The sequence below is a fragment of the Parabacteroides timonensis genome (assembly GCF_900128505.1).
In the GTDB taxonomy this organism is placed as follows: domain Bacteria; phylum Bacteroidota; class Bacteroidia; order Bacteroidales; family Tannerellaceae; genus Parabacteroides; species Parabacteroides timonensis.
This window is the reverse complement of the sequence record NZ_LT669941.1, coordinates 3,338,836-3,351,800: the sequence shown is the minus strand read 5'-3', so window position 1 is coordinate 3,351,800 and position 12,965 is coordinate 3,338,836. Positions and strand designations below refer to the sequence as shown.

At 41.7% G+C, this 12,965-nt stretch carries 6 protein-coding genes; all 6 read left to right on the top strand.

From position 1 onward, the window contains the following. The first annotated feature begins 22 nt into the window (after positions 1-22). The 6 genes from BQ7394_RS21160 to BQ7394_RS21135 all read left to right on the top strand — a co-directional run bounded on the left by BQ7394_RS21160 (position 23) and on the right by BQ7394_RS21135 (position 12,822). Entirely contained in the window at positions 23-1,057 is a 1,035-nt protein-coding gene (locus tag BQ7394_RS21160; protein ID WP_075559227.1) for a FecR family protein, read from the top strand. Positions 1,058-1,372: 315 nt separating this feature from the next. Further along, on the top strand, positions 1,373-4,645 hold the full coding sequence (locus BQ7394_RS21155) for a TonB-dependent receptor (RefSeq protein ID WP_235848791.1): 3,273 nt from the start codon (positions 1,373-1,375) through the stop codon (positions 4,643-4,645). Positions 4,646-4,668: 23 nt separating this feature from the next. Continuing rightward, entirely contained in the window at positions 4,669-6,336 is a 1,668-nt protein-coding gene (locus BQ7394_RS21150; protein ID WP_075559226.1) for a RagB/SusD family nutrient uptake outer membrane protein, read from the top strand. Positions 6,337-6,444: 108 nt separating this feature from the next. After that, positions 6,445-7,896: a trehalase family glycosidase gene (locus BQ7394_RS21145; RefSeq protein WP_075559225.1), complete on the top strand. Its 1,452-nt coding sequence runs from the start codon at positions 6,445-6,447 to the stop codon at positions 7,894-7,896. Between the two features lie 13 nt (positions 7,897-7,909). Continuing rightward, a complete protein-coding gene (locus BQ7394_RS21140; RefSeq protein WP_075559224.1) occupies positions 7,910-10,789 on the top strand; it encodes a glycoside hydrolase family 2 TIM barrel-domain containing protein in 2,880 nt (959 codons plus the stop codon). A gap of 32 nt (positions 10,790-10,821) precedes the next feature. Beyond that, positions 10,822-12,822 carry a glucosidase family protein gene (locus tag BQ7394_RS21135; protein ID WP_075559223.1) on the top strand — a complete coding sequence of 667 codons (2,001 nt, stop codon included), beginning with the start codon at positions 10,822-10,824 and terminating at the stop codon, positions 12,820-12,822. Positions 12,823-12,965: the final 143 nt, after the last annotated feature.

The following is a 12,965-nucleotide window of genomic DNA, read 5'->3' as shown; positions in this document are numbered from 1 at the left end:
TTAATACTATAAAAGAAGAAAAATGACAGATAAAGATCAAATACAATATATAATCACCGCTTATCTATCCGGTAAAGCGACAGCGGAAGAGTGTCGTTTATTAGAAGACTGGGTAAAGCAATCTCCTGAGAACGATCGACATTTCCAGGAAATGCGTAATATCTGGCAGGTGATGAATCCGCCTTTTAACCCATCTGAGATTGACGTATATGCAGCCGAGAAAAATATTTTTACAAATATCGCAACCACAAAGAGGAATATTACCCATACTGCACTGGTTTACTGGCAGCGTATAGCGGCCATTCTTGTTATTCCTCTGTTGATAATTAGTGCTTATCTGTTCCTGAATAGAGATAACGATTTGTACGATACTATCGAATACCAGGAAGTGAAGTCCCCACATGGAACATTCTCTGAAGTTTGTCTACCCGATGGAACCAATGTATGGTTGAATGGGGGAAGTTCATTGAAATACCCTTTGACATTCCGGAAAGGTGAACGGAATGTATTCCTTAGCGGAGAAGGATATTTTGAAGTTCATTCGGATAAAGGGAATCCGTTTATTGTGAAGACAGAACAGATAACACTTCGAGCTACCGGTACTGCTTTTAATATTGAAGCCTACAACACCGACTCCATGACCTCTGTAACAATGGCAGATGGCCGGATCGATGTAGCATTCGGTAATTCTTCCCCTGTTGCGATGGTGCCCGGAGAACGTGCCTCTTTTAATAACCTGACCAAGCAATGCCTTATAACCCGGACAGACCCTTATAAATGGTGTGCCTGGAAAGATGGTCTGATGATCTTCCGTGATGATCCGTTAGCGTATGTCTTTAAACGTTTGGGGCTAACTTTTAATGTCGACCTGGAATTAAAAGACTCAAGCCTTGCTAATGCTCCATACCGTGCTACATTTGAATATGAATCGTTGGATGAAATACTGCGATTGTTGGAAATGAGTGCGCCTATAACGTTTAAACACTCCAAAAGAACTGTTAATACTAACAGCGCTTATAGCAAGCAAAAAATAGAAGTTTATAGAGTGAAGAAATAATTCTCAAAATTATTTCAAGAAAAGTGCTTTTTCAGATGTGGTAAAAAACAGCTGAAACGTCTTAGTTATGTATTGAGATGAAATATATTGTTAATTATTAAATTCTGATGCCTATGAAGTGAGTTGTAAGTCTGGATCAATGTCAGCTAAAAATAAAAAAGGAAAGGTGTGCGAGACCTTCCCTTTCCAAAGTTTAGCTGTAAAAAAAGTTTTTTTAAGTCAACCTTATTTTCTAACTAAACAAACAAATGTATGAATTCCATTTCGGATAAAAAAATCGAAAGGCATAGCATTGCCATAAAAATTCTTCATGTTATGAGATTTTACCTGTTGTTTCTGATTGTGAGTATAACACAGGCTTTTAGTTCTACTCTCTATTCTCAATCAGCGTCATTGACATTACGTATGAGCAATACAACGATAGAGGATGTACTAAACAGAATCGAGGAACAAACCGAATTTCGTTTTCTGTATAATAAGAAGATTGTTGATGTAGAACACAAAGTGAATGTTTCTACAAAGAACGGAAAGATTACCGATGTTCTGGATCATCTGTTTAAAGATGCAGGAATCTCTTATACCATCAGCGACCGACAAATCGTTTTAAATAAAAAAGATGCTTTTAAATCTGTACAACAATCCAATCAGGTAACAGGTATCGTTACCGATGCCAATGGCGACCCGATTATTGGAGCTAATGTTATTGAGAAAGGAACCACGAATGGTATTATATCTGACCTGGACGGTAAGTTTTCTATAGATGTAAATCCGGGGGCTGTTTTGCAAGTATCCTATATAGGTTACGTAACTCGTGAAATAACTGTAAAAGATAAATCTTTCCTCACTGTAAAACTTTCGGAAGATACACAAGCTTTGAATGAAGTAGTCGTTGTTGGGTATGGTATTCAGCGTAAGGTAACGACGACAGGTGCTGTGACAAAGCTGGAGGGCGAAGAAATCAATAAGATGACTGTGGTGAATGCCACAAAGGCTTTACAGGGTTTGAGTCCCGGTATCACGGTAGTCGACCGTGGCGGTGCTCCGGGTAGTGACGATCCTGAAATCTATCTGCGTGGTGTCGGTACGACCGGTAATGCAAAACCGTTGGTGTTGGTGGATGGAATTGAAATGTCCTTAAGTCAGATTCCTTCGGCCGAGATCGAGAATATTTCTGTTTTGAAAGATGCTGCGTCTGCTTCTATCTATGGTTCACGTGCTGCCCACGGTGTAATTTTGGTGACAACCAAACGGGGTAAGGAAGGTAAAGTGAAATTATCGTATGACGGTTCTATCGGTTTCCAGGACAGAGCGGTAAGGGCTGAACAGGTTTCCGCCCGCGAATATATGACGATGGTTAATGAAGCGTTGGTCAACTCCGGCGGTTCGGTCAAGTATTCGGAAGATAATATTCTGTCAACGGAAAGAGGGGATGATCCATATAATAATTCTTATATCAATTGGGCGAATGAAGTATATAAGCCTACTTATATCACACAGCATACATTAAACCTGACTGGTGGTAGCGAAGTTGGACGCTATTTGGTCTCGTTTGACTATCTGGATCAGCCGGGTTTGGTCAAGAATACGGAATATCAGCGTTATAGCTATCGTGTAAATACGGATTTGAACATTGGCAAGACGCTGAAAGTTAGCAGTGATGTGACATACCGTCATGTCGACCGCCTGTGGCCCGAAGCATTGGGGAGCGTGCAGTCGGATGTATGGAGTATGCAGCCAACATCTCCGGTCAGATATGAAAATGGTGAATATCGCTTGGATAAACAGAACAGAAATGCTATCTCTCTTATGGACATGGATGTCGTAGGGGAAGACCGCTATAATATGGATCTGGTTTATGGACAGGTAAAAGCAGATTTCGAACCTATAAAGGATTTGGTATTTACAGGTATGGCTTCATTGAATGGTTCCTGGGACAGAAGAAAAATTCATTATAAGAATCATAAATACTATAACGAAGCCGGTGAGCTGATTACACAGCGCAATAATCCGAATAGTGTAAAAGATTCACGTAACAACAGTTACCAGATGACACTTCGTTTCCTGGCTAATTATAAAAAGCGTTTCGGTGATGATCATGATCTGGCATTGCTCTACGGTATGGAACAAATCTCTTACCGCAATTATTACTCGATGGCCCAGCGTAAAGATTTGATCTCTGATGCTTTACCGGATGTTTCTTTAGGTTCGGCCGGTAGCCAGTTTGCGGAAGGATCTCCGACAAAATGGGGTATCAATTCATTCTTCGGACGTGTAAACTACGGTTTTAAGGATAAATATTTGTTTGAAGCGAATATCCGTACTGATGGTTCTTCCCGTTTTGCTAAAGGTAATAAGTGGGGCGTTTTCCCGTCTTTCTCTGCAGCATGGCGTATTTCGGAAGAAGGGTTTATGAAGAATTTGGGATTTGTGGATAATTTGAAGTTGAGGGCTTCCTGGGGTCAGACCGGAAACGAACGTATCGATGCCTTTATGTATCTGCCTCAATACAGCACTTCGAATGTTGTCATGAATGGTAGCCTTGTTTCTGCGGTTTACCAAAAGAAGATGGCAAATCCGGATGTGACTTGGGAAACAGTGGAACAGACCAATATCGGTTTGGATTTCGGTTTTCTGGATAATTCGATTTATGGTGAGTTAGACTGGTATTCAAAAGATACGAAAGATATCTTATTGGCTTTGGGTATCCCTCATTTTATTGGTTTGGATGCTCCGGAACAAAACGCTGGAGTGGTTCGTAATTCAGGTGTGGAAGCGATGGTCGGTTTCCGTAAAACATTTGGAGAGTTTACTTTCAACACCTCTTTCAACCTGGCTTATAACAAGAATGAATGGATCGATCGCGGTGGTGACGATAAGAATATCAGCGGTTATAATATCCAGACAATCGGTTCGCCTTTGAACGCTTTCTATATCTACCAGGCAGACGGTTTGATCGCAAACGAACAGGAATTGGAAGAATATCGTGCCAAGTATAAATCAGACCCGCGTGGTATGTCTGATCTTCATGCCGGTGATGTGAAGTTGGTCGATACAAATAACGACGGCACGATCGATCCGGACGACCGCCAGATTTTTGCCTCTAATATTCCTAAGTTCACATACGGATGGAATATCAGCGGTGAATATAAAGGTTTCGATTTGAGCTTGTTGTTCCAGGGATCAAGCGGTGCAAACCGAATGATGTATGGGGAATGGATTGAAGGACCGAGCTATGAAGCCTTCACCGGTGTACATTTCCGTGACAGATGGACAGAAGATAATCAGAATGGAAATGCCGAAATGCCTCGTCTGGAAGCAGCTAACAACCGCAATGCTTCTACTTACAACTCATTCTTCCTGAAAAAGACAAATTATCTTCGTCTAAAGAATGTCCAGTTGGGTTATACCTTCTCGAAAGGTATCACGGATAAACTGAGAATTACTAAGCTGAGATTGTATGTTTCAGGTTCAAACCTGCTGACATTTAGTAGCTTGTATCAAGGGTTGGATCCGGAAGGAAAGAGTGATAGAATCAGTGATTTTCCCCCGTTGAAAATTGTCAACTTCGGTGTAAATATTATCTTTTAATCTAAACTAATAAATAGAGCATTATGAAAATATATAAGAAATCGTTGCTGTATGGGGCTTTGGCTTTTACCCTTTGTATGGTAGGCGGTTGTAACAGTAATATAGATCTTGAGCCGGAAGGTATTATTACGGCAGACGGTTATTTTAAATCAGCAGAAGATTATGAAAAGGCGTTGACCGCTTTGTATGAAAGGTTGAATGTCGAGAGCTATGATTTATGGCTGGATGGCGTAACGGATAATGGCCTGGTTACACATAGCTGGAACAGAGGATATGATTTGGGACGAGGTCTCGGAAGTACGGCTTCTTCTTTTCCTGCCGACAAATGGGATAAAGGATATATTTCCGTGCAGCGTGCGAACAATGTGATCAATAATATCGATAAATATCAGTGGCCCGGTGGAGAAAGCGATGCTAACCGAAATCAGGTTTTGGGTGAAGCCTGTACATTACGTGCTTATTTCTATTTGGATTTGGTTTCCATCTTCGGGCATATCATGTTTTATACGGAAAATCCGGCTACAGTAGCGGAGAGTCAAAACGTTAAGCAAGTACAGGACCCGAAGGAAGTATTTGATTTTATATTGGATGACCTGAACAAGGCAATTGCCGGATTACCGGATAAACCCAGCAATAAATCGAAAATCGGGAAATCAGCGGCCCGTTTGCTCCGTGCTCGTGCTGCTGCTTATGCTGCCGGTTATCTGAATGATAAATCCTATTTCCAGATTACACTGGATGAAACGGACCAATTGATTGCTTCCGCTCCACAGCTGGCCGATTTTGACAAACTGTTTGTTACCGGTTGCGAGGACCTGGAAGAAGTAATTCTGGTAAGACGCTATTCCTTGGATGCTACAAATGGTTGGGGAAACTGGTATAACCAGTCTATCGGCGGTTATTGTGTAACGACTCCGGTGAAAGCTTTGGCTGATGCTTTTGAATATGTGGGTGATAGGAACGAAACTATGCCGTATCTGAATAAAGATCCCCGTTTTTACCAGACCATTTACGCTCCGGGTATGGAAATGCGTGGCAAATATTTTAATACGATTCCGAACAACGTGGTTGAAAAAGGGGGTAAGACCTATTTTGATCCTAACAAGGATTACGGGGCTTTGCAAGACAAGGAAGTCAGTGTAGGTGATGTGTTGGCAGAAGGTGGCGGAGGTGAATGGAACAAGACACCTACCGGCCTGACATGGAAGAAATATTGTCATGAAGAAGAGACATGGACTACTTACAACTCGTTTATAATTTTCCGTTATGCAGAAGCTTATTTGTTGAGAGCAGAGGCGCTGGTGGAAACCGGAGGAAGTACGGAAGAGGCCAAATCTCTGATTAAAGTGATCCGCGACCGTGCCGGCAATACGAACGATATCGACAAGGTGGTTGCCGAACGTTATAACGGCAGTCTCCGGGATTTGATTCGTAACGAAAGACGGGTGGAACTTGCACAGGAAGGTCTTCGTTTTGCTGATATCCGTCGTTGGAATATCCTGTTGGATGTGATGAACAAACCAGTCGAAGGTATTGAATATCGCGACTTCTCAAGTGGCACACCTAAACATACCGTTTTGATTCCTGCTGAGAGAGATGCTTATACCGCAAGAGATTTCTGGTGGCCGATCCCACAAGCTGAGATTGACTTGAATCCTGGTCGTATCACACAGAATGAAGGTTGGAAATAACAACTTGTCCTGAATAATAGATGAAGGTGTTAAAAGCGTGGTTGGTAAAATCTCTTTTAACACCTTCTTTTTCCTAAAGTATTGACATTTCCGAAAACGTATTGATTTATGAAATTGGTTTATTTATGTGCATTATTGACTAGCTGTGTGTATAGTCAATCTCAAGGAATGTATCCCGATATCGAGGATACTGCCCGTAATACATTCTGCGTATCATCGAATGATACGATGCTTGTAAAAATATTCAATTGGGCCGTCGGTAACTCCAATAAATATGTGGGTGATGATAGTGATCCGGTTGGTCCCTGGTATGAGGCGGCTCTTCCTGACAGAGAAGCTTTTTGTATGAGGGATGTGTCCCATCAATGTATAGGAGAGGAGTTAAACGGACATAGTAGGCAAAATCTGAATATGTTGACCCGGTTTGTGGAAAATATATCTGTTTCCAAAGATTATTGTTCGTATTGGGAGATTAATAAGGATAATTTACCAGCACCGGCCGACTATGTTTCTGATAAAGATTTCTGGTATAATCTGAATGCTAATTTTGATGTGCTGAATGCCTGTTACCGGTTATATCTGTGGACTGGTGATGAAACATACATCAATGACCCTCGTTTTGAAACATTCTTTCGTCTGACTGCAAACGAGTATATAAATCACTGGCAGTTGCAGGCGGATAAAATTATGCAGCGTCCTGGAGTTATGCACGAGGATGATACGCTTGTCGATCCAAAGTTTAAAACATTTCGCGGCTTGCCTTCTTATGAAGAGTCTGTACGTGGGTTGACTGTTACCGGAGATTTGATTGCTTCTGTTTACAAAGGGTTGAAGTCGTATGCTCAGATATGGAAAGTCAGAGGTAATGAAGATTCTTGTCGTTTGTATGAAAACAAAGCGTCGGAATATGCCCGGCTTTACAACTCTGTTTGGTGGAATGAACAAACACAGAATTATTATGCCTATAAGCTGGAAGATGAAATCCTGCAAGAAGGAGGCAATAATGTTTTCCCTCTTTGGTTTGAAATTATAAATAATTCCGGAAGGGTTGATCGTTTATTGGAAATGATGGCTGAAAAAGAAACAAATGTTGAAAGTATGTCATATTATCCGATGATATTCTATAAATACGGTAAAAAAGATATTGCTTATCATTATCTGAATGAATTATATTCGAATAAACGGCGCGATTATCCCGAAGTGGCAAGTGGAGTAATCGAGGGTATTGTATGTGGAATTGCCGGTGTTAATGCTGATGCTGTGGCTAACAGGATATCGACGCTTCCTCGTTTTACTTCATCAACGGGTTGGCTTTCAGTTGAAAATATACCCGTATTCTCCGGGAAAATATCTATCTTGCACCACTCGGGGGAAAAGAGTTCTTTAGTGAATAAACTCGATAAGGAATTTGTTTGGAGAGCGATGTTTCCGGGAAAAGTGAAAAAGATAAATGAAAAAACAGCTGAATATGTTACTGATGCTTTAGGTAATAATTTTAGTTTTATCGATCTCATTTGTCGACCGGGTGAAACTGTGACTGCAGAAGTTCAATACAAATAAAAAACTGGCTATCATGAAAAACTCAATAAAACTGATCGCTTGTTTGCTGATTGCCGGCATGTGTGCCTCCTGTACCAGGATGTTGCCTCCTGATATGCGTAACCGTATCTCGTTGGAAGGACAATGGGGGATGTTACTTGACACCGCTGATATCGGATTTAACATAGCGCAATTGTCAAACTCCGGTATGGACTCTTTGTTTTTACCGGGAACAACAGACATAGGAAAGAAGGGTAAATATAACCCGGATATGACTCAGACAAATGCTCTTTCCCGTGAATTTATATTCGAAGGAAAAGCTTTATATACAAAAGTTGTTGAAATACCGGAAAACTGGAGGGGTTCATCTGTTCGTCTTTTTATGGAGCGGACTAAGCCGACTACAATCTGGATAGATGGAAAAGAAGTGGGTACGAATGATAATATTTCGACAGCCCAACAATATGAACTGTCAGAGTTTCTCACTCCTGGCATTCATACGATTGCTATTCAGGTTGATAATGGTTTGAAGGCTGTTCCGGATAAGGTTTTTCATTCTTCCCATGCCTATTCGAGTTCAACACAGACAAACTGGAACGGAATTATCGGTGAGTTCTATCTGGAAAGTGCCCCTTTATGTGGAATAGAAAATATACAGGTTTATCCTGATGCTACGAAAAAGTCGGTAACAGTAAAGGTTACACTTCGTAATAGGGATATCAAGACACAGCAGGGTGAATTGTCTTTTTATGCCGAGGCGTGGAATACCGATAAAAAGCATAAAACTCCGGTGGCAACGATCGGCATAGATTGTTCTGTCCCTGAGCAGATATATGAATTACCTTTGGGGGATAATGCACTATGTTGGAGTGAATTTTCTCCAGCTTTATACCGCTTGTCTGTTGCATTTAAAGCGGATGGCTATACGGATGTTCGACAGGTATCTTTCGGTCTGCGTAATTTCTCAGTAAAAGGTAAGCAGTTTATGATCAATGATAAAGTGACTTTCCTACGTGGTAAACATGATGCCTGTGTATTCCCCCTGACAGCTCATACAGCGATGGATGTCGATTCCTGGCGGCGTTATTTTCAAATAGCGAAAGAGTATGGTATCAATCATTATCGTTTCCATTCCTGGTGTCCGCCGGAGGCTTGTTTTGAAGCGGCGGATATAGAGGGTATTTATCTACAACCGGAATTGCCTGTTTGGGGGAATGTCGATATAGAAGATACCGTGTTGTGTGATTACCTGAAGAAAGAGGGATTGAATTTACATAAGGCATATAGTAATCACGCCTCTTTTGTTATGTTTGCTTTAGGTAATGAAATGACAGGAAAAGAGGCTTTGGCCATGCTGGTACAAACATTTAAACAAGCAGATGAGAGACATTTGTATGCTTCCGGGTCCAATAACTATCTGGGGATGGAAGGAAAACAGGCCGACGAACAGTATTTTACCACTTGCCGGGTAGGACGTGAAAAGGAAGGTACATTTAATACGCATGCACGGGCCTCTTTCTCTTTTGCAGATGCAGAAGATGGTGGTTACCTGAATCATACTTATCCTAATTCGGTGATGAACTTCTCCTCGGCAGAAGAACTTTGTGATGTTCCTGTTATCGGACATGAAACGGGACAGTTCCAGGTTTATCCGAACTTCGACGAGATCAGTAAATATACGGGAGTGTTGAAACCTCGTAATTTTGAAGTCTTTAAAAAACGTTTGGAGGAAGCCGGGATGGGAAATCAGGCTCAGGACTTTATGCAAGCTTCCGGTAAATGGTCTGCCTTATTGTATCGGGCAGATATTGAGATGAATTTACGGACACCTCATTGGGGAGGTTTCCAGTTGCTGGATCTACAGGATTATCCGGGCCAGGGCTCAGCTTATGTGGGTATTCTGGATGCGTTTATGGATAGTAAGGGGCTTATAACCCCGGAAGAATGGCGAGGCTTTTGCTGTGAAGTCGTTCCTTTATTCTGTACGGAAAAGTTTTGCTGGACGAACAAAGAAATAGTAACAGGTGATATTGAGATAGCAAACTATTCGTCCGGTGACCTTGATCGAAAACAGCTGTCATGGACACTGACGGATAGTAAAAAACAGGTACTGGATGAAGGTGTGATTCCTTTGCAGGTTAAACAGGGTGAATTGGTTAAAGTGGGAACCATAAAACCGTCTGTCTCTGCTGTTCATAAGGCGGAAAAAGTAAACTTGTCTCTATCCATCGACGGAACTCCTTATAAGAATAGTTATCCATTATGGATTTATCCGACCGATAATCAAACGATGCCGCCAAAGGATATTCTTGTGGCTACTGATTTGGATTCCGATATGTTTAATACTTTAAAGGCTGGTGGTAAAGTTCTTTTGTTCCCGTCCAAAGAAAAGCATCAGGAGCAGACTGTGGGCGGTCTTTTCCAAACTGATTATTGGAATTACCGGATGTTTAAATCTATTTGTGAGAATATCCATCGTCCGGTCTCTCCGGGAACACTCGGTATTTTGACAGATCCGGAACATGCCGTATTCGCTGGCTTTCCGACAGACTTTCATACAAACTGGCAGTGGTTTCCCATTATAAAGCAAAGCTATCCAATGATATTGGATCGTTTGCCGAATGAATACCGTCCGATTGTGCAGGTTATCGATAATATCGAACGAAATCATAAGCTGGGACTTTTATTTGAGTTTGAAGTGGAAAAAGGTAAATTACTAGTTTGTATGTCTGATGTGAAAGTTGTATGGGATAAACCGGAAGCTCGTCAGTTCTATAATAGTATATTGCAATATATGGATTCTCCGGACTTTAGTCCTTCTTTTCACCTGACGGCTGAAGCATTGAAAGAACTTTTTTCTTCAAAAGTGGAAAGTGGTAAAATTGAGAAATTAGGGAATATATCCTATGAATGAAATATGTATCATCATTTAATTGTAAGTAAACAATGAATAAGTTATTCTTTAGTCTATTATTATTGATTGGTTTATGTGTTGTTCCGATCAATGCTCAGAACCGCTGGTCCATCAACCCCAACGGGAGTATCTCATGGGAGGTGAAGGGGCACATTCCTCATTACGATCATATCGAAATGAGCGGTTTGAAAGTGTCAACTGTTTTGCGTTACGGGGTGAATGCCGACGGTTCTTTTGAGTTGAATAAGAGTATGATCTGGCCGATGCTCCGGATGATACCGAATAATACACATGCCAGTTTGATGCGCCGCTTTGCTTGGAATGCTTCGGATATGGTATCGGTTAACGGGCAATCGCTTTCCGGTGAGAAGGTAGGTAAAATCACACTGGATGGAACAATGACGGTAGAAAGTACGGTAGCTTTGCCGCGTAAGGCACAAATAACCATGACCCGTGTTGTTTTCCCTTCTGTGTCTAATCCTGCCGTATGTGAGAAATATATTCTCCGAAATACGGGAAAATCAGCTGTGAATGTGGAAATACCTGTTTCCCGTTCAGTTATAGACACCGATCCGGCTATTGGAGTGGATGGTAGTTATAAACTGGTTTCCGAGATTATAGGATCGACAAGTAAGCAACTGCAACCGAAAGAAGAACTTGTCTTTTATGCCTCAATCAGCGGTTATAAGCAGGGCGAGACAGAACTAAAGATAGATATCGAAAAAGAACTGCAGGCCCGGAAAGACCTGATCGCAGGCTTTTGGAATAACCTGATACTGGAAACACCCGATCCCGTTGTAAATACGATGTTTGCCTTTGCCAAGATACGTGGAGCAGAAAGTATCTATGACACGAAAGGAGGATTAATGCATGGTCCTGGTGGTGAGTCATATTATGCCGCAATCTGGGCTAACGACCAGGCAGAATATATCAATCCTTTCTTCCCTTATCTGGGATACGAAGTCGGAAATGGTTCCGCCCTTAACTCATTCAAACATTTTGCCCGTTTCATGAACCCTGAATACGAAAAGATACCCAGTTCCATCATTGCAGAAGGACTGGACGTTTGGGGAGGAGCCGGTGACCGTGGTGATGCCGCAATGGTCGCTTACGGAGCAGCCCGTTATGCTTTGGCAAGAGGAGACAAAGGTGAAGCTGAAGAGTTATGGCCGCTTATCGAATGGTGCTTGGAATACTGTCGTCGAAACCTGAACGACAAAGGTGTTGTAGCCTCCGACTCCGACGAGCTGGAAGGACGTTTCCCGGCAGGGAAAGCCAATCTCTGTACCTCTTCATTATATTATGATGCTTTACGTTCCGCTTCCTATCTGGGCAAAGACCTGCAGAAACCTTTTTCTGAACTGGCCGACTACGAGAGACAAGCGAAGGACCTTCGTAAAAATATAGAAGACTATTTCGGTGCAAAAGTTGAAGGTTTCGATACCTATCAATATTATGAAGGAAACGATATCCTTCGTTCCTGGATTTGTATCCCGCTGACAGTCGGTATCAACGATCGTACAGACGGAACAATTAACGCTCTGTTTTCTCCCCGTTTATGGACAAAGAACGGCTTATTGACCCAAGCCGGCAGTGAGACCTTCTGGGATCGTTCCACCCTGTATGCTCTGCGTGGTGTATATGCCTGTGGTGCAACGGAAAAAGCAACTGAATACTTGAAGTTCTATTCCAACCAACGTCTATTGGGTGATCATGTCCCTTATGCTATCGAAGCATGGCCGGAAGGAAGCCAGCGCCATCTTTCTGCCGAGAGCGGATTATATTGCCGTATCATCACAGAAGGAATGTTCGGTCTTCGCCCTACCGGTTTGAAGTCTTTCACGTTTACTCCGCGTTTACCAGCTGAGTGGGATAAAATGAGCTTGCGTAAAATAAAGGCATTCGATTCCACTTTCGACATTGAAGTGATCCGTGAAAACGGAAAGCTATTGGTCGCTGTTAAATCAGGAGGTAAAACTCTATTGCACAAAACTACTAAAGAAGGTGAAGTTATATCCATAAAACTTCCTTAATCTAATTTTTCATCGGCAAGATTTCCTAAACTTCTTGCCGATGAAATAATATTAAAAGTAAGATTCTCTACCTGTTGATAACTTTTTTGTACTTTTCTCTTATATTTCTTGGAAGGTAATTTGATAAATGCTTAATTTTACCC